This window comes from Streptomyces sp. NPDC050504, from assembly GCF_044458065.1.
Classification (GTDB): domain Bacteria; phylum Actinomycetota; class Actinomycetes; order Streptomycetales; family Streptomycetaceae; genus Streptomyces.
Map to the genome: position 1 here is coordinate 154,515 of NZ_JBITHO010000003.1, position 17,873 is coordinate 172,387.

Genomic DNA, 17,873 nt, shown 5'->3' on the forward strand with positions numbered 1-17,873 from the left:
GGGCGGAGAAGGTCCAGGTCGGGGGCCTGCGGGCCGTCCCGCGTGGACTCGCTCGCCCCAAACGCATCGGAGCCCCGGTCCGTGTGGACCGGGGCTCCGATGTCGTAAGCGGAGGCGGAGGGATTTGAACCCTCGATGGGCTTTAAGACCCAAACCGCATTAGCAGTGCGGCGCCATAGACCGGACTAGGCGACGCCTCCAACTCGTACACCCCCCACGCGCGAACGCGAGTGGTGCGTGCAGATGATGACACAGCCATGTGCGCTGTCACCAATCGCCTCCCACGGTACTAGGCAGGCGGCCGCGAGGGCAAAGCATTCTCCGGGCGGGGCGGCGGGGGTGCCGGGAGTGCGGCCGCCCGGACGCGGGCGGGTCCGCACACCGGTGCGGCGGCGGCAGCGCGCAACGCCTCGGGCTCTGCGGCGTTAGAGATCCCGGGGCGTCACCCTGCCCCCCGGTCGATCACCCTCCAGGAGTACCCACCATGCTGCGCCGTCTCCTCCTCGCCACCACCGCGACCGCCGCCGCCATCGGCGCGGCCGCCGTGCCCGCCGCCGCCCTGCCCGGCGCGGGTCTGCCGGGGAACGCCCCCGCACGGGCCGCGTCCGTGCTCCCGGGCCCCGACCTGACCGGGCCCACCCTGTCCGACGCCGATCTGTCCCGCACGGGGCTGTCCCGCACGGGCCTGTCCGACACGGGGCTGTCCGGTACCGACCTGGTCAGGCCCAATCCGTCCCGGCCCGACCTTCCCGGGCCCGTCCTGACCCGCCCCGCCCCGATCGGCACCCTGCCCGTCGGCACCGTCCCGGCCGACCTGCTGCCGGCCGACGTGCCCCCGATCGACACCCCTCCGGTCGACGAGACCCCCGTCGACCCCTACCCGCCGTCCTTCCCGCCCCCCGGCGACCACCTCACCGTCACCGTCGCCCATGCCGCCGACCCCGGGCTCAACGGGACGTACGAGCTCCTGTGCCACCCCGCGGGCGGCGACCACCCCAGCCCGCAGGCCGCCTGCGACGGGCTGGACGAGGTGACCGTCTGGGGCACCGACCCCTTCGCGCCCGTCCCGCCGAACACGATGTGCACCATGCAGTACGGCGGTCCCGCCACCGCCCACGTCGAGGGCGTCTGGGCCGGGCGGCCCGTCGACGCGGACTTCCGCCGGGTCGACGGATGCGAGATCGCGCGCTGGAAGAAGCTCACCCCGCTGCTCCCGGCCGACGGAATCTGATCCTCCACGGCGCCCCGGCCCCGGCCCGACGGACGACCCGCGTGGGACCGGGGCGTACGCCCTGGTCACAGAGGATCGATGAGAGCTCCCCCTCATCCGCCGTCGCGCGCGCAACTCCTGCCTTTAGACTCCTTGGGTGACAGTGTCCGGCCCGTACGGCCCGAGGGGCGGTTCATCGGGGCCGGGACGGACTGTCGGCAAGGTGCGGTAACCAGGGAGGAAGCGTCGTCGTGAGCAGGCAGCCATCCCGAGGCGCTGCTCGCCTCGCGGCCATACTTGACGCCCTCCCTGACGGGCTGCTGCTCGTCAACTGCAACGGCACGGTCGTCAACGCCAACACCATCGCCCTGGAGATGTTCGAGTCCCCGGGCACCGGCCTCGTCGGGCGCGGGCTGCTCGACCTGCTGCCGGAATTCGACTCCCGGCTGATCCCCGGATCGATGCGGCGGCCCGAGAACGCCGACGAGCGGGGCCGCACCAAGCCGACCCGGATGATCGCCCGGCGCACCGACCGCAGCGAGTACCCGGTCGAGGTTACCAGCGCCAACCTCGCGGACGGCCGAGACGCCTACGCCTCCCAGGGCGGCGGCCACTTCACCGGCGACGAGCTGTTGATGCTGGTCGTGCGCGACCTCTCGGGGACCGTCGACACCGAGGCCGAGCTGGCCCGCTCGCAGCGGCAGACCGAGATGATCCTGCGGGCCGCCGCCGAGGGCGTCGTCGGCACCGACACGGACGGCCGCGTCGTCCTCGTGAACCCGGCCGCCGCCCAGATCCTCGGCTACCGCGCCAGCGACCTCGGCGGCCAGGAGCTGCACCCGCTGGTGCTGCACTCGCGCGGCGACGGCGAGCCCTTCTCGTACGACGAGTCGCCGCTCGCCGACACGCTGCGCTCCGGCCGCAAGCACCGGGTGCGCGGGCAGGTGCTGTGGTCCAAGAGCGGCAAGCCGGTGCCGGTCGACCTGACGACGGCTCCGGTCCGGGACGGGGACCAACTGGTCGGCGCGGTGATGACGTTCACCGACCGCCGCCCGTACGAGGAACTGGTCGCGCGGCAGAAGACCGAGGCGGCCGAGCGGGACGAGCGGCACGCGGCCGAGCTCGCCGAGCGGGACGAGCGGCACGCCGCCGAACTGGCCGACCGCAGCGAGCGCTACAGCGCCGAGATCGAGGAGCGGGACGAGCGGCTCGCCCGGCTCACCGCCCAGCACACCCAGCTGACGGCCGTGCTCGGCGACGCGCTGCGCGGACCCATGGTCGAGCTCTACGGCGAGCTGCGGAAGCTCGCGGACGACCCGGCGGGGCAGCTGTGGCCCGAGGCCAACCAGATGCTGCACCACCTGGCCGCCGGATACGCGCGGATGAGCACGCTGGTGGACAGCGTCCTCGGCTACCAGCGGCTCGACAGCGGGCACGAGGCGCTCGCCAAGGAGAAGGTGCTGGTCGACGCGGTCGTCGCGGCGGGCATCGACGCCGCGGTCGAGCTGATCGGCCCCGGCCGGGTGCAGTTCGCGGTGCACACGCCGCCCATAGAGGCCGAGATCGACTCGGTGCGGTTCGCGACCGCGCTCGCCCACCTCATCGCGGACGTGGCCGGGGTCGACTCGACCGGCCGGGCCCGTCTGGTGCCCGGCGGCGGCTACGTCGACTCGACCGTGGTGGTGGCGTCGGCGCAGCGCGGCGATGTCGTACGGATCGAGGTGCGCGGGCCGTTCGCCGGGGGCGACCCGGTGCACGAGCCGATCGTGCGGGGCATCGTGCGGGCGCACGGCGGTGTGCTCCAGACGCACGAGGTGCCCGGCATGAGCGGCAGCGCGTACGTGGTGGAGCTGCCGCTCGGCGCGGGAGCGGGCGCGGTGACCGCGGACCCGGTGGGAATGGAAGCCGGCCCGGGAGCCGGTACGGACTCCGGTGCGGGTGCGGCCGGTCCTGACGACACGCTGGGCGGGGCGTCCTCCGGCCCGGGTGTCGCCTCGCTGCCCGCGCAGCAGGACGGCACGTCGGGCGGCGGACGGCGGCGTGCCAGGCGTGCCGCTTCGCCCAACTCCACGGACTCCTTCCTGGACCCCGTGGGCGCGGCCGAGGCCGTACGGGACACCGAGCGGCCGCCGACCGGGCGCCGCCGGGGCAGGCCGAGCCCGGCGGAGCAGGGTCCGGAGCGCGAGGCCCTGGCGCTGCCCGCGCCGAGCAGGCCCGCCGAGGGGTCCGTGGTGACCGCGGCCGAGCACGGGTCCGGGCGCCCCGCGCTCGGTGAGACGGTGCCGCCGCAGGGCGTGCCCGCCGACTCCCCGGTGCCCGCCGCCGGTACCGCCGCGCTGCCCGGCGGTGCGCTGCCCGCGCAGGCCACGGGGACGGGGCGCAGGGCCCGGCGGGCGCTGGCGTCCGCTCCGACCGAAGCGGCGCAGGGCACGGGTGACGGCGGTGCGCGGAGCGCGTTCGCGCTGCCGCCCGCCGACGCCGACCGCGCCCCGTCCGACGCGGTGCAGGGGCGCCACGACGCGGTGCGGACCGACCCGACCGCCGACCACACCCCGCCGCTGCCGCATCCGCTGCCCACGGGCCGCAGGCGCGCCCAGGCGGCACCCGCGCCGAACGCGCCGGACGCACCGAACGCCGGGCAGAGCCCGCAGGGCGGTCAGGGACCGGACGGTGCGCAGGGCGTGCAGAGTTCGGCCGAGCGCGCGGCGACGGCTCGGGCTTCCGCGCAGGCCCAGTCCGCGCTCGCCAACATCACGAACAGCAACGCGGGCCCCGCGGGGGCCGCCGACGCACAGCCCGCGCCCGGTGCCACGCTCGCGCCGCCCGCGCCCACGGAGGCGCCGGAGCCCGTACGGAGCGGTGACACCGGTTCCGTACCGCTGCCGCCCGCTGCCGCGCAGGCTCCCCTGCCCACGGCCCCGCCCGTGGATCCCGCCACGGCGACGGCCGGCCGTCAGCCGCTGCCGCCCGCCGAGCCGATGCCCGCGGACTCCACTCAGGGGCGGGCCTTCAGCGTGCGCACGCTGGGCCAGGGCGTGCCCTTCGCCCAGCACCTCGCGCCGCAGCAGAACCAGCCGCCCGGCGCCGCCGCCCCCGGCGGTCGTCGTCGCAAGCTCTCGACGCCCCAGGAGAGCGAGCGCCCCGAGCCCGGCGCCCCCGCCGTACCGCCGAACTCCGCGCAGCCCGTACCGCCGCAGCCCGCGCCGCCCGCCGCGGCGACCCAGCAGCACTCCGGGCTGCTCTCGCCCCCGGCGGGACGGCTTCCCGAAGGGCGTGCGTACTCGATAGACGCACCCGACGAGAACGCCGCCGAGGGCCCCGAGCCGCTCGACGGCCCCGGTGGCGCGGTCGAGGTGGCCAACCAGCCGCAGCCGCGGCCCGTCGACGACGAACTGCCCCCCGAGCCGCTGGACAACCCGCGCAGGCTGCTGGTGTGGCCCGCGCCCGACGTCTCCACCCAGCAGGCGCTGAGCGACCGCGGCTACCGCCCGGTGATCGTGAACTCCCGCGAGGAGGTCGACGCGCAGATCGCCGCGTTCCCCGCCGCGCTCTTCGTCGATCCGCTGACCGGGCCGATCACCAAGACCGCCCTCCAGTCGCTGCGCCAGGCGGCGGTGGCCGCCGACGTGCCGGTGCTGGTGACGGCGGGCCTCGGGCAGGCGACGCGGGAGGCGGCGTACGGCGCCGACCCCGCCGTGCTCCTCAAGGCGCTCGCGCCGCGCGACAGCGAGCAGCACCCCGCCCGGGTCCTGCTGATCGAGGAGCACGAGGAGATCGCCTTCGCGCTGACCGCGACGCTGGAGCGGCGCGGCATGCAGGTGGAGCGGGCGGCCAGCGACAGCGAAGCGGTGACGATCGCCGCGCAGCTGCGGCCGAACCTCGTGGTGATGGACCTGCTCCAGGTGCGCCGCCGCCGGGCCGGGATCATCGACTGGCTGCGCGCGAACGGGCAGTTGAACCACACGCCGCTGGTCGTCTACACCTCCGCGGGCATCAACCAGGCGGAGCTGCCGAAGCTCACCTCGGGCGAGACGGTGCTGTTCCTGGCCGAACGCTCGACCAGCAGCGAGGTGCAGTCGCGGATCGTCGATCTGCTCGCCAAGATCGGCACCAACTGACGGCCCGCCAACTGTCGTACGCGGGACGATGTTTCACGTGAAACACGAGGGCGGCCGTTTCACGTGAAACATCGTGGAACGGCCGCCCCCGTACGGCTCGTCAGAGCTGGGTGACGTCCAGCTCCCCGTCCGCGTACTGCCTGCGGATCACCTTCTTGTCGAACTTGCCGACGCTCGTCTTCGGCACCGCGGGAACCAGCGCCCAGCGCTCGGGCAGCTGCCACTTGGCGATCGTCCCGGCGAGGAAGTCCCTGAGCGCCGTGTAGTCGGCCGTGGCGCCCTCCTTGAGGACCACGGTCGCCAGCGGGCGCTCACCCCACTTCTCGTCGGGGACGGCGACGACCGCGGCCTCCGCGACCTCGGGGTGCGCCATCAGCGCGTTCTCCAGCTCGACCGAGGAGATCCACTCGCCGCCGGACTTGATGACGTCCTTGGCGCGGTCGGTGAGGGTCAGGAAGCCCTCCACGTTGATCACGCCGACGTCGCCGGTCTTCAGCCAGCCGTCCGCGCTGAACTTGTCCTCGGGCCGCAGCGGCTCGCTGTCCGAGCCGCCGTAGTAGGCGGCCGCGATCCACGGGCCGCGCACCTCCAGCTCACCGGCAGACGCGCCGTCCCAGGGGAGGTGCTCGCCGGACGGGCCGACGAGACGGGCCTCCACGCCCGCGGGGAACCGGCCCTGGGAGATCCGGTAGGGCCACTCCTCCTCGGCACTCAGCCCGGCGGGCGGGTGCGCCATGGTGCCGAGCGGGGAGGTCTCGGTCATGCCCCAGGCGTGGCAGAGCCGGACGCCGAGCCGGTCGTACGCCTCCATGAGCGCGGGCGGACAGGCGGCGCCGCCGATGGTGACGCGGGCCATCGAGGAGATGTCCCGGGGGCGGGCGGTGACCTCGGCGAGGAGACCCTGCCAGATGGTGGGGACGGCCGCCGCGTGGGTGGGCTTCTCGCGCTCGACCATCTCGGCGAGCGGCGCGGGCTGGAGGAAGCGGTCCGGCATCAGCATGTTGACGCCCGACATGAACGCGGCGTGCGGCAGGCCCCAGGCGTTCACGTGGAACTGCGGGACGACCACGAGGCTGGTGTCCCGGTCGGTGAGGCCCATCGACTGCGCCATGTTGATCTGCATGGAGTGCAGATAGATCGAACGGTGCGAGTAGACGACGCCCTTGGGGTCGCCGGTGGTGCCGGAGGTGTAGCACATGGCGGCGGCCCGGCGTTCGTCCAGCTCGGGCCAGTCGAAGGTGGTGGGCCGGTCCGCGAGCAGCGCCTCGTACTCGTGCACCTGGACCTCGGCCCCGGCCTCGTCGAGCAGGGAGCGGTCGCCGGGGCCCGCCACGACGACGTGCTCGATCGTCGGGAGGTGGGGCAGGATCGGCGCGAGGAGCGGGAGCAGCGAGCCGTTGGCGATGATCACGCGGTCGGCCGCGTGGTTGACGACCCAGATCAGCTGCTCGGCCGGGAGGCGGAGGTTGAGCGTGTGCAGGACCGCGCCCATGGCGGGGACCGCGAGGTAGGCCTCGACGTGGGCGCTGTTGTTCCACATGAGGGTGCCGACCCGTTCGTCGGCCTCGACGCCCAGCTCGTCGCGGAGTGCGTTCGCGAGCTGCGTGGCGCGGGCGCCGATCTCGGCGTAGGAGCGCCGCTCCGGCTCGGCCTCACCGGTCCACGTCGTGACGTGCGACGTCCCGTGGACGGTCATCCCGTGGCGCAGGATGCGGGTCACTGTCAGTGGTACGTCCTGCATGGTGCTGAGCACGGCGTCCTCCCGGTGGGCGCTACGCGGCAGTAAGGTGCTCGATTCTGCGCACGTACCAGGAGGCATGTCACTACCCGGGAGTAGAAATCAGCGTACGGGCGACAGCTCCGGGTCCTCCCGCAGTTTGCCGAGCGCCCGGGACACCGCGCTCTTGACCGTGCCTATCGACACTCCGAGCACTTCGGCGGTCTGGGCCTCGCTGAGGTCCTCGTAGTACCGCAGGACGACCATGGCCCGCTGGCGGTCCGGGAGCTTCATCACCGCGCGCCACATCGCGTCGTGCAGCACCTGCCGCTCCGCCGGGTCGGGCTCGGGCACGACGTCCGGCTCCGGCAGTTCCTCGCAGGAGAACTCGTCGACCTTGCGCTTGCGCCACTGCGAGGTGCGGGTGTTGAGCAGGGCCCGGCGGACGTAGCCGTCCAGCGCCCGGTGGTCCTCGATGCGGTCCCAGGCGACGTACGTCTTGGTCAGCGCCGTCTGCAGCAGGTCTTCCGCGTCGCTCGGGTTGGCCGTGAGCGAGCGCGCGGTGCGCAGCAGGACCGGGCCCCGAGCGCGCACGTAGCTGGAGAACGACGGGTACGCGTGCGGTGCTCGCTGGGCGCGGGTCGCGTACGCGGCCGGCGTGGCGGCGCTCGTGCAGACAGGCGTGGTCATGGGTCCACGCTAGGAGCGGGTCGTACCATCGCGGATCGGCCCCAGGTCCCGAAGCGGGATCCGCCTCAGGTTGTAGGGGTGGGGCTGGCCTCACCTCCTACAGGTGGAGACCATGTCAGGGTCACCCTCATCCGCTTCCCCATCTTTCGTCGTTCAGCGCCCCACGCGGGCCACGATGGCGTCCACCCTGTTCCGGTCGATGACGAGCCTGCGCCCGCCGTGCCTCTCCGCGACGTTGCCCGCGTACTGGTGGATGCGGCGGCGCGGCTGCCAGGCCGTCGGGTGCAGGGCGGGCTCGCGGTGCACCGAGGGGCCGATGTGCCAGCGCGCGAACCACATCACCGTCGGCAGGTCGGCGATCCGCGCCTTGCGGGCCCGCTCCATGTGCCGCACGCCCGACTCGGCGCTGCTGTAGTAGCCGGGCTCGAAGCCGAGGGCGCGCAGCTCGCGGTTCCAGCCCCGGACGTAGCGCAGGGTCTCGGTGGCGCAGCGGGCGTTGCGGTGCTCGTACGCCTCGATGTCCAGGTAGAGCGCGCTGCCCCGGCCGAGGCCGAGCGCACGGGCCTCGCGCACGGCGTGCCGCGCCTCCCGCTCGCCCTGGCTCCAGGGGCGGGGGCCGACGCGGGCGCCGCGCTTGTGCCGGGCGTAGACGCAGGGCGACTGCGACCCGACGTAGACCGGGATGATCCGCCACCCCATCCGGTGCACGGCCTTCACCCAGCGCCGGTCGAGGTGCCGCTGCACGGGGCAGCCCCGGCCGCGGCCCGCGTAGTAGACGCCGACGGCCCGGTACTTGGACGCGCGCCAGGCCCGCATGGTCGCGAGTGGCGGGGTCTCGCAGGTGTCGAAGGCCCAGCCCCTGAAGTGCACGCGCGGCGGCCCGGCCCCCAGGGAGGCCCCTGCCGAAGGACCCGGCGCGGCGGCACCGGCACGGGAAGCACCAGTACGGGCGGCGTCCGTACGGGCTGCGTCGGTACGGGTGGGAGCGGCGTCCGTACGGGTCGGGGCCGCGCCGGGGGCCGTGCCGAGCAGCGCCCCCGCCAGGACGGCGACGAAAGCGACGCGGAAGGCACGTGTGGTGCGGGCGACCCGGACAGCGCGGGCAGGACGTTCCATACGGTGAGTGAAAGGGCCCGCCCCCGGCCCGTCCGCGCACCATGCCGACGCCTCAGCCGTCCGCGCCCAGGATCAACCCTGACGTAGGAACGCCCGTGCCCGCCGTGACCAGCGCCCGCGCCGCCCCCGGCACCTGGTTCACCGAGGTCCCCCGCACCTGCCGCACCGCCTCGGCTATCCCGTTCATCCCGTGCAGGTACGCCTCGCCGAGCTGCCCTCCGTGGGTGTTCAGCGGCAGCGCGTCCTCCGCCACGAACCCGGCCGCCTCGCCCCTCCCGCAGAAGCCGAACTCCTCCAGCTGCATCAGGACGAACGGCGTGAAGTGGTCGTACAGGATCCCCACGTCGATGTCCGCGGGCGCCAGCCCCGACGTCCGCCACAGCTGTCGCGCGACCACCCCCGTCTCGGGCAGCCCGGTCAGGTCGTCGCGGTAGAAGCTGGTCATCGCCTCCTGGTCGCGCCCCGCGCCCTGCGCCGCCGCGACGATCACCGCGGGCGGTTTCGCCAGGTCCCTGGCGCGCTCGGCGCTGGTCACCACCACCGCCTGGCCCCCGTCGGTCTCCTGGCAGCAGTCGAGCAGCCGCAGCGGCTCCACGATCCAGCGGGACGCGGCGTGGTCGGCGAGGGTGATCGGCCTGCCGTAGAAGTACGCGGCGGGGTTGCGGGCCGCGTGGCGGCGGTCGGTGACGGCCACGTGCCCGAACGCGTCGGGCGTCAGGCCGTACGCGTGGAGGTACCGCTGGGCCGCCATCGCCACCCACGAGGCGGGCGTGAGCAGTCCGAACGGCAGCGCCCAGCCCAGTGCGACCCCCTCGGCCGACGGCTCCCTGCGCTGCACCCCCGAGCCGAACCTGCGCCCTGACCGCTCGTTGAACGCCCGGTAGCAGACGACGACTTCGGCGACTCCCGCGGCGACGGCGAGCGCCGCCTGCTGCACGGTCGCGCACGCCGCGCCGCCCCCGTAGTGGATCCGCGAGAAGAAGGAGAGCTCGCCGATCCCGGCCGCCTGGGCGACGGTGATCTCCGGGCTCGTGTCCATGCTGAAGGTGACCATGCCGTCCACGTCGGCCGGGGCGAGCCCGGCGTCGTCGAGCGCGGCCCCGACCGCCTCGACGGCCAGCTTCAGCTCGCTGCGCCCCGAGTCCTTGGAGAACTCCGTCGCGCCGATCCCCACGACGGCCGCCCGGCCGCCGAGCGCGTCCCGCCTCCGTACGCTCACGCCTCCGCCCCCCTTCCCGTTCCCGCAGACTCTCCCGTCGGCCCTCCCGCGGGCCCTCCCGCCGGCCCTCCCGCCCGCTCGACGACGACCGTCCCCGTGACGTGCCTGCCGATCCCGTTGGCGCCGACCACCCGCACCTCCGCCGCGTCGCCCTCCACCGCGACCACCTCGCCGGTCAACACCATCGTGTCCCCCGGATAGTTGGGTGCCCCGAGCCGTATCGCCACCTTCCGCAGCGCCCAGCCGGGACCGAAGTGGTCGGTGACGTACCTGCCGACCAGGCCGTTGGTCGTCAGGATGTTCATGAAGACGTCGGGGGAGCCCTTCTCCCGCGCCAGCTCCGCGTCGTGGTGCACGTCCTGGTAGTCGCGCGACGCGATGGCGCCCGCCACGATCAGCGTCCTGGTCACCGGGACCTCCAGCGCGGGAAGCGCCTCGCCGACCCTCATACCGCCTCCTCCTCGGCCAGCAACCCGCCCAGTTCCTCCAGCACTTCGCTCCCGCACCCCAGGTAGGCGTCCAGCTGCCGCCCCCACAGGAAGTGCCGGTGCACCGGATGCCCGACGTCCGCGCCCGCACCTCCGTGCAGGTGCTGTCCCGCGTGCACCACGCGCTTGCCCGCCTCCGACGCCCACCAGGCGGCCGTCAGCGCGTGCGTGGCGTACGGCAGCCCCTGGTCGCGGCGCCACGCCGCCTCGTAGCCCGTCACCCGTATCGCCTCGACGTCCATGTGCGCCTCGGCCGCCCGCAGCAGCACCGCCTGCTTGGCGGAGAGCGGCCGCCCGAACTGCTCCCGTACGGTGGTGTGTTCCACGGCCCTGTCCAGCGAGCCCGCGCACACCCCTGCCTGCACCCCGGCGAACGCGATCCGCGCGGCCGCCAGCACCGCCCCGTACGCCCCCGGGCCTCCGAGACGCTCCCCGGGCGCCCCGTCGAGCACCAGCCGCCCCGCCGACCAGGGAGCGGTCAGCTCGACCGGCTCGACGGACACCCCGGGTACGTCCGTCCGTACGAGCCACAGCGCCCGGTCCTCGTCCGGCACCAGCACGTGGGTCGCGTCCCGCAGCCAGGGCACCCAGGCCACCACCCCGCTCAACCCACCCCTGCCCGAGCCGTCCCTGACCGCACCGCCCTCGCCCCGTACGCCCCAGCCCCGTACGCCCCCGCTCCGCCCCGGGAACGCCCCCGTGGCGACGGACGTCCCGTCCCGCAGCCCCGGCAGCAGCCGCTCCCGCTGCTCGTCCGTGCCGTGCTCGGCGACCGCCAGCACCCCGTACACACAGCTCGCCGCGAACGGCACCTGCGCCGTCCTCCGTCCCTGCTCCTCCAGCAGCAGGACCAGGCCCAGCAGCCCCAGCTCCTCGACCGCCGCCGCCAGCCCCGAGCCGCCCAGCGCCTTCCACAGCTCGCCGTCCGTCTCCCGGCCCGCCGCCGCCAGCCGCTCCGGCGTCGACAGGTCGCCGAAGATCCGCGCGGCGAGGTCCCGCGCCGCCGTCTGCTCGTCCGTGGGCGTGAAGTCCATGGCTCAGCCCTCGCTCCCCCGGAAGACCGGTATCTCCAGCTCCCCGTCCACCCGCAGGAACTCCAGCCGCACCGCCATCCCGATCCGCACCTTCTCGGGCTCGACCCCCACGACGTTGCTGACGATCCGCACGCCCTCCGCCAGCTCGATCAGCCCCACCGCGTAGGGCGGATCGAAGGCGGGGAAGGGCGGGTGGTGCATCACCACGTACGAGAAGACCGTGCCCTCGCCACTCGCCTCGACGGCCTCCCACGCGTCGGAACCGCACGCGTTGCACCCCGGCAGCCAGGGGAAGCGCGGCGTCCCGCACCCGCCGCACCTCTGGATCAGCAGCCGGTGCTCCGCGACGCCCTCCCAGAAACCGGCGTTGTCCCGGTTGACCACCGGCCGGGGCCGCACCGCACGGGCCGCGCCCTTCTCCGCGTCCGCGCTCTTCCCCGCGTCCGCGTCCCTCTCCGCGCCCCCGCCCCTCCGCGCCCCTACCGGCGCGTACTTGAGGATCCTGAAGCGGTGCGTGCCCGCCGGCTCCCCGTTCGCGCGCACGTCCATCCGCGTCGTGACGAAGTGCCCCGTCCCCAGCTTCGTCGTCTTGCGCTCCGATATCCCCTCGATCACCGCGTCGAAGGTGATCCGGTCCCCGGGGCGCAGCGGGCGCAGGTACTCCTGCTCGCAGTCGGTCGCGACCACCGAGGTGTACCCCGCGCCGTCGAGCAGCGCGAACAGCTCCTCGTACGCGCCGGACCTGTCCGTGTGCCCGGAGAGCCCGCCCATCGTCCACGCCTGGAGCATCGTCGGCGGGGCGATCGCGTCCGGCCCGGCGTACGCCGGGTTGGCGTCCCCCATCGCCTCGCACCAGTGCCTGATCATCGCCTCGTTGACCAGGTCCTTCCCGACGCCCGCCGAGGCGGCGGCCCGCCCCTCGAACGTCTTCAGCCGCTCCTGGAACCCCACCGGGTCCCCGGCCCCGCTCACGGCCGCCCCCCGTGCCGCGACGTGCGCGGCATGCCCAGTCGCATCGTCGCGACGATCTCCTTCTGCACTTCGCTCACCCCTCCCCCGAAGGTGTTGATCTGTGCCGCGCGGTTCATCCGCTCCAGCTCGCCGAACCGCCCCTCGCGCATCAGCCCCGCGTCCCCGACGACCTGCTGGCACATTCGATACACCTCGACCGCCGATTCGGTTCCCATGAACTTCACGCCGCTCGCGTCGCCCGGCGCCAGCGAGCCCGCCCCCACGGCCCCCACCAAACGCCAGTTGAGCAGGCGCGTTGCCGCCAGCAGCGCATGCGCCTCGGCCAGCCTGGAGCGCACCCAAGCCGAGTCAATCGGACGCCGCCCCGTCACCGGATCGGGTGTACGGGCGTGGTCGAGGGCCGCCGCGTAGAAGTCCTCGGCCTGCATGCCGATCGCGGCCAGCGCCACCCGCTCGTGGTTCAGCTGGTTGGTGATCAGGCCCCAGCCGCCGTCCTCCTCGCCGACGAGGTTGCCCGCGGGCACCGTGACGTCGTCGAAGTACGTCGCGGTCGTGATCTGCCCGCCGACGGTCTCGATCGGGGTCCAGGAGAAGCCGGGCGCGTCCGTCGGCACGAGCAGGATCGAGATGCCGCGGTGCTTCGGCGCCCCGGGGTCCGTACGGCAGGCGAGCCAGATCCAGTCGGCGTGCTGGGCGTTGCTGGTGAAGACCTTCTGGCCGTTGACCACCCAGCGGCCCGCCGCGTCGCGCACCGCGCGGGTGCGCAGCGACGCCAGGTCGGTCCCCGCGTCGGGCTCGCTGTAGCCGATGGCGAAGACGGCGTCCCCGCTGAGGATCTTCGGCAGGAAAGCGCGCTTCTGCTCGTCGGTGCCGTACTTCATCAGCGTCGGCCCGACCGTGTTGAGCGTGACCATCGAGACGGGCGCGCCCGCGCGGTACGCCTCGTCGAAGAACACGAACTGTTCGTCGGCCCCGCGCCCCTGGCCGCCGTACTCCACGGGCCAGCCGAGCCCGAGCATGCCGTCCGCGCCGATGCGGCGCAGCAGCCGACGCTGGGCGGCGGGGTCCTCGCGATCGCTTGGCGACCCGCCCTCCGGGGCCATCACCTCACGGAAGTAAGAGCGGAGTTCGGCGCGCAGCTCACGCTGCCGTTCGGTGGGGGCGAGGTGCACAGCGGACGGCCTTCCGTGCGTACGGGACCACCTGACAGGGGTTTCTGACTGTCCGTCAGATACCTGGACCTGTCAAGAACACCGGCAACGCACAACGGGCGACGAGCGCCCGCGCATACGCGAACTGCCTGCGCGTCGGCGTCGAAACACCGTCGCGCAGGCAGCCGGTCACCCCATGAACCGGACCCCCGTCGGGCCGCGTCCTACCAGAGCTGGGAGAAGTTCACCGTGGTATTGACGTTGGCCTGATCGATCACCGTGAAGGCAGAGCCGTTCACCTGCGCGGTGTTGCTCTGGTTCGAGGCGCCGGAGCCGACGGCCTGCTGCTGCGTCGTGGCCGAGTTGCCGAAGTTGTCCCCGCCGACGCCGCTGCCGCTGATCGTCGCCACCCCGGCGTTCGATCCGTTGCCCGCGAAGGCGCCGTTGTCGGCCGCGGCAACTCCCGTGAACAGGGCGGCGGCCAGCGGGAGCGCGGAGACGGCGGCGATGACGCGGGCGGTACGGATGCTTGCCATGTCTATTCCTCCAGGAACCAGAAGTACGGCTTGTTCCAAGGCAGTTGGCCGACCGCCCCGGTCGTTTTGTCGACGTCGCGACTCCAGATTTGCCCACCGAATCCCCGGCGAACCACCCCGGAGTCCCTTATTCCCCCGCAAGTATGAGTAACCCAGGCCAAACCCCGAACGGCCCCCGAACATCCCCGGGAAGCCCCCAGTTCACGGCCGTTTCCGCCCGCCAACCCCCACCCCACAAGAGGAAAAGCGTTACGGCACATTTTCCGCCAATCCTTCCCGCACCTCCGCCCCTCCCCGTCCCCTCCCGCTTCCCTTTCTCGAACATTCGTACGAACATGGAGGCATGGCCACCTCCGACCGGCACACCGCCACCCTGGCCCTCGCCCATGCGCTCTCCGCCGCCGAGCGCGGGCTCCCCGTGATTCCGCTGTCCCCCACCAAGCTCCCCGCGCTGCGCTCCCCGCACCACGACAGCCGTGAACCGGCCCTGTGCCGGGGCGAGTGCGGGCTGCCCGGACACGGCGTGCACGACGCCACGACCGATCCCGCGGCGGTACGCGCCCTGTTCGCCGCGGCGCCCTGGGCCACCGGCTACGGCATCGCCTGCGGCCGTCCGCCGCACCACCTGATCGGCATCGACCTCGACACCAAGCCCGGTACGGACGCCTCGGCCGCCCTCCAGCACCTGGCGTTCCAGCACCTGTTCACGATCCCGGAGACGGTCACGGTGCTGACCCCGAGCGGCGGCCGCCACCTCTGGCTGGCCGGCCCTTCCACCGTCGTGGTCCCCAACTCCGCGAGCCGCATCGCCCCCGGCATCGACGTCAGGGGCGCGGGCGGCTATCTGGTCGGGCCCGGCTCGGTCACCGGCCACGGCGCGTACCGCCTGGCGCCCGGTACGGCCGAGCTGGCCCCGGCGCCCTGCCCTCGCGCGCTCCTGCGCCTCATCGCACCACCCCCGCGCGCCCCGCATCCGGGCCACGGCACGGCCCGGCACGCCTCCGGGAACCCTTCAGGGCACCCGTCCGAGCACCCCGACAAGGGTCAGGGCCTGGTCCACTTCGTCCTCGCCGCGCACGAGGGGCAGCGCAACACGCGCCTGTTCTGGGCGGCCTGCCGCGCGTACGAGAACGGCATCGGCGAGGCCCTGGCGGACGCCCTCACCGAGGCGGCGCGCCACACGGGCCTGACGGAGCACGAGGCCCGCACGACGATCGCCTCGGCGGCCCGCCTCACTGGCGGCCGCCGCTGACGGGGGTCACGGCGTCGGGGTTACGGAGCCTGGGTTACGGAACCTGGGTCACGGCGTCGGGGTTACGGGGGCGCCGTGCCCCGCACCGCCCTCCCGGTACTCCCGCTCGCCCTCCCGGTACTCCCGCTCGCCCTCCCGGTACTCCCGCTCGCCCTCCCGGTACTCCCGCTCGCGCTGCCGGTACTGCTCGGGCCGTTCGGCGGGCACCGGCACCCCCGACCCGACCCCGAGGTCCTTGCGCATGGCCGCCTGCATGGTCGTGATCACGTCCCAGATGCGCATCACCCGGTCGTACAGCTCCTCCCACGCCTCCTCACTCCCACCACTCCCACCACTCCCACCACTCGCACCCGCACCCACCCCCGCACCGCCTGCCCCGCCCTCCCCGAGGAGATCGAGCCGCTTGCGCGCGTCGGCCAGCGCGATGCGCACGCGCGTGGCCGCGTCGAGGACGTCGTCCGGAACGAGCATCTGGGCCTGCGCGAAGTCGCCGTGAAATGCGCTGCGCGCCTCCTCCGTCGCCTGCGCGTGGCCGCTGCCCCCGGCCCGCAGGGCCCGTACGTCCTCCATCAGCAGGATCCGCCACAGCCTGGCGCTGCTGTTCAGCGCGAGGTACGCCTGCCGTCTGCGCTCCAGATCGGCGGCCAGGGCCTCCTCCTGCCGCCGCGCCGCCTCGACCCGCTGCTGAAGCTCGAACTCCTGAAGCCGACTTCGCGCGCCGACCCACGCGGTGGTGAGCGGCGCGAGCAGGGTCCCCGCCACCCCCACCGCGGCCACCAACAACGCAACCATCCCCGTGCTCAAGGCCCCTCCCCAGGCAACCCGGACGCCACCCCGACACCCAGAGCCTGGACCAACCCCGCGCCCCTGCACAGCCCTGCCGCACAGCCCAGCCAATCCATCTCGACCGACCAGGCCGGATCACTCGACCGACCAGGCCGGATCAGTCGTCGATCGCCTGGTAGAGGGTGGTCCAGAAGTCCTGCATGGCCCGTGCCGAGTCCGGAGTCGACATTCCGGTCTGGGTGAGCAGGATGCCGACGAGCCGGTTCTCCGGGTCGGCGTAGGCCGTGGTGCCGGCTCCGCCGTCCCAGCCGAACTGGCCGATGGGCGCGTAGTCGCCCCGGTAGGTGCGCACCATCATCCCGAAACCCCAGCCGCCGGTCTGCCCCTGACCGTGCGACAGGTGCACGACGCTGCGCGCCCAGGCCTGCAGGGCGGCCGTCTGATCGGGCGTGAGTCGGTTGGTGGTCATCAGCTCGACGGCCCGCCTGGACAGAATCCGTTCGCCGCCGTGCTTCCCGTGGTCGAGCAGCATCCGGAAGTACGCGTGGTAGTCGTCGACGGTGGAGTCGAGTCCGCCGCCGCCCGACTGGAACGCCGGAGGCTTGCTGTGCTGCCCTCCTTCGGCGGGGTCCGCCACGGCGAACTCCCCGGTCTGCGGATCGGGGGCGTACAGCGGCGGCAGCCGGTCCGCCTTGTGGGCGGGCACGTGGAATCCGGTGTCCTTCATCCCCAGCGGGTCGAAGATGCGCTCGCGCAGGAACGCCTCGAAGGACCGGCCGGTGACCCTGGCCACCAGCACCCCGAGCACGTCGTCGCTGACGTTGTACAGCCACCGCTCGCCGGGCTGGTGCATCAGCGGAAGCGTGCCCAGGCGGCGCATCCATTCGTCCGGCTCCACCGCCGGCAGCATCCAGCCGTTCTCGCCGTAGACCTTCTGTTCGAAGTACGCGCTCATCATCGGGGAGCCGATCGCGGAACTCGCGTACGGCCGGTGCGGTGGCGTGCGGTTCGAGATAGCCGCTGAACTTCTTCAGGCGTACGTGCGCCCGGCCCGAGCGGACCTTGCTCTCCAGCAGCGCCAGGCCGACGTTCGCGGCGTCCAGGGCGCCGTCAAGGTCACGTGCCGCCTGAACCACGCCCGCCGCACAGAGGCGTGGGTCGACGGCGGACGGGATGGGAGCTGAGCTAGGTGGCGGGCCGGGGCGAGTGGTGATGGCTTAGCGTGCCGGCATGGATGAACCAAAGATCAAGGTGTACGGCTCCGGCGCCGAGATCACCGTCGCAGCGAATGCCGCCGGTCTGCGAGACCTGGCCGAGCGGCTCGTAAGCCTCTCCGATCCCGAGCTCCGGGACGGCTACCACGAGCACCTTGAGGGCGGCATCAACCTCGAAGACGGCTCGATCAGTCTGATCCTGGAACGCGACGACAACCTGTAAAGCCCCTCAGCGCCAGCGCGCGAACGGGCGCAAGCCGAACCCGAGCCCCGTCGGAGCCGCGCCCTGTCCGTGCCCGTTGAACGGGGCACGCACGGGGAACCACGGCCACGGACGGGCACCGCGCACACCGAAGGCCCCCGACCGATG

14 protein-coding genes, 1 tRNA gene and 1 pseudogene are annotated in these 17,873 nt (G+C 73.5%); 4 read left to right on the forward strand and 12 right to left on the reverse strand.

Annotated features, from left to right (window positions below; genetic code table 11):
* Window positions 1-109: 109 nt before the first annotated feature.
* Window positions 110-200, reverse strand: a tRNA-Ser gene (locus ACIBNE_RS12025).
* A 284-nt stretch (window positions 201-484) separates the two neighbouring features.
* Here ACIBNE_RS12025 and ACIBNE_RS12030 point away from each other — a divergent pair.
* Both ACIBNE_RS12030 and ACIBNE_RS12035 read left to right on the forward strand, forming a co-directional pair.
* Window positions 485-1,231 (forward strand): SSI family serine proteinase inhibitor, encoded by a 747-nt coding sequence (locus tag ACIBNE_RS12030; protein WP_399271404.1) that lies wholly within the window; start codon window positions 485-487, stop codon window positions 1,229-1,231.
* A gap of 230 nt (window positions 1,232-1,461) precedes the next feature.
* Window positions 1,462-5,328, forward strand: coding sequence for a PAS domain-containing protein (locus tag ACIBNE_RS12035; protein WP_399271405.1), 3,867 nt, complete (start codon window positions 1,462-1,464; stop codon window positions 5,326-5,328).
* Window positions 5,329-5,428: 100 nt separating this feature from the next.
* On the opposite strand, the gene ACIBNE_RS12040 is transcribed toward ACIBNE_RS12035, so the two are convergent.
* The 9 genes from ACIBNE_RS12040 to ACIBNE_RS12080 form a co-directional block, all read right to left on the reverse strand.
* A complete protein-coding gene (locus tag ACIBNE_RS12040; protein ID WP_399271406.1) occupies window positions 5,429-7,081 on the reverse strand; it encodes a long-chain fatty acid--CoA ligase in 1,653 nt (550 codons plus the stop codon).
* An 87-nt stretch (window positions 7,082-7,168) separates the two neighbouring features.
* Window positions 7,169-7,735: a SigE family RNA polymerase sigma factor gene (locus ACIBNE_RS12045; RefSeq protein WP_399271407.1), complete on the reverse strand. Its 567-nt coding sequence runs from the start codon at window positions 7,733-7,735 to the stop codon at window positions 7,169-7,171.
* 153 nt (window positions 7,736-7,888) lie between these two features.
* The gene (locus ACIBNE_RS12050) at window positions 7,889-8,851 is read right to left on the reverse strand and encodes a glycoside hydrolase domain-containing protein (protein ID WP_399271408.1); all 963 of its coding nucleotides are present in this window, start codon (window positions 8,849-8,851) and stop codon (window positions 7,889-7,891) included.
* Between the two features lie 52 nt (window positions 8,852-8,903).
* Window positions 8,904-10,070, reverse strand: coding sequence for a lipid-transfer protein (locus ACIBNE_RS12055; RefSeq protein WP_399271409.1), 1,167 nt, complete (start codon window positions 10,068-10,070; stop codon window positions 8,904-8,906).
* The gene (locus ACIBNE_RS12060) at window positions 10,067-10,519 is read right to left on the reverse strand and encodes a MaoC family dehydratase (protein WP_399271410.1); all 453 of its coding nucleotides are present in this window, start codon (window positions 10,517-10,519) and stop codon (window positions 10,067-10,069) included. The genes ACIBNE_RS12055 and ACIBNE_RS12060 overlap by 4 nt, the downstream gene beginning before the upstream one ends.
* The gene (locus ACIBNE_RS12065) at window positions 10,516-11,592 is read right to left on the reverse strand and encodes an acyl-CoA dehydrogenase family protein (protein ID WP_399271411.1); all 1,077 of its coding nucleotides are present in this window, start codon (window positions 11,590-11,592) and stop codon (window positions 10,516-10,518) included. The genes ACIBNE_RS12060 and ACIBNE_RS12065 overlap by 4 nt, the downstream gene beginning before the upstream one ends.
* A 3-nt stretch (window positions 11,593-11,595) precedes the next feature.
* Complete coding sequence (locus tag ACIBNE_RS12070) at window positions 11,596-12,564, reverse strand: bifunctional MaoC family dehydratase N-terminal/OB-fold nucleic acid binding domain-containing protein (RefSeq protein WP_399271412.1); 969 nt, start codon at window positions 12,562-12,564, stop codon at window positions 11,596-11,598.
* Window positions 12,561-13,736, reverse strand: a complete 1,176-nt coding sequence (locus ACIBNE_RS12075) for an acyl-CoA dehydrogenase family protein (protein ID WP_399271413.1) — start codon at window positions 13,734-13,736, stop codon at window positions 12,561-12,563. Before ACIBNE_RS12075 ends, ACIBNE_RS12070 begins: the two co-directional genes overlap by 4 nt.
* 203 nt (window positions 13,737-13,939) lie before the next feature.
* Complete coding sequence (locus ACIBNE_RS12080; protein WP_399271414.1) at window positions 13,940-14,251, reverse strand: hypothetical protein; 312 nt, start codon at window positions 14,249-14,251, stop codon at window positions 13,940-13,942.
* Between the two features lie 343 nt (window positions 14,252-14,594).
* On the opposite strand from ACIBNE_RS12080, the gene ACIBNE_RS12085 reads away from it, so the two are divergent.
* Window positions 14,595-15,503 carry a bifunctional DNA primase/polymerase gene (locus tag ACIBNE_RS12085; protein WP_399271415.1) on the forward strand — a complete coding sequence of 303 codons (909 nt, stop codon included), beginning with the start codon at window positions 14,595-14,597 and terminating at the stop codon, window positions 15,501-15,503.
* A gap of 48 nt (window positions 15,504-15,551) precedes the next feature.
* Here ACIBNE_RS12085 and ACIBNE_RS12090 read toward each other — a convergent pair whose 3' ends face one another.
* Entirely contained in the window at window positions 15,552-16,307 is a 756-nt protein-coding gene (locus ACIBNE_RS12090) for a hypothetical protein (protein WP_399271416.1), read from the reverse strand.
* Window positions 16,308-16,446: 139 nt separating this feature from the next.
* A pseudogene (locus ACIBNE_RS12095) lies at window positions 16,447-17,265 on the reverse strand (serine hydrolase domain-containing protein); the annotation flags it as partial.
* Between the two features lie 254 nt (window positions 17,266-17,519).
* Here ACIBNE_RS12095 and ACIBNE_RS12100 point away from each other — a divergent pair.
* On the forward strand, window positions 17,520-17,726 hold the full coding sequence (locus tag ACIBNE_RS12100; RefSeq protein ID WP_399271417.1) for a hypothetical protein: 207 nt from the start codon (window positions 17,520-17,522) through the stop codon (window positions 17,724-17,726).
* The last annotated feature ends 147 nt before the right edge of the window (window positions 17,727-17,873 follow it).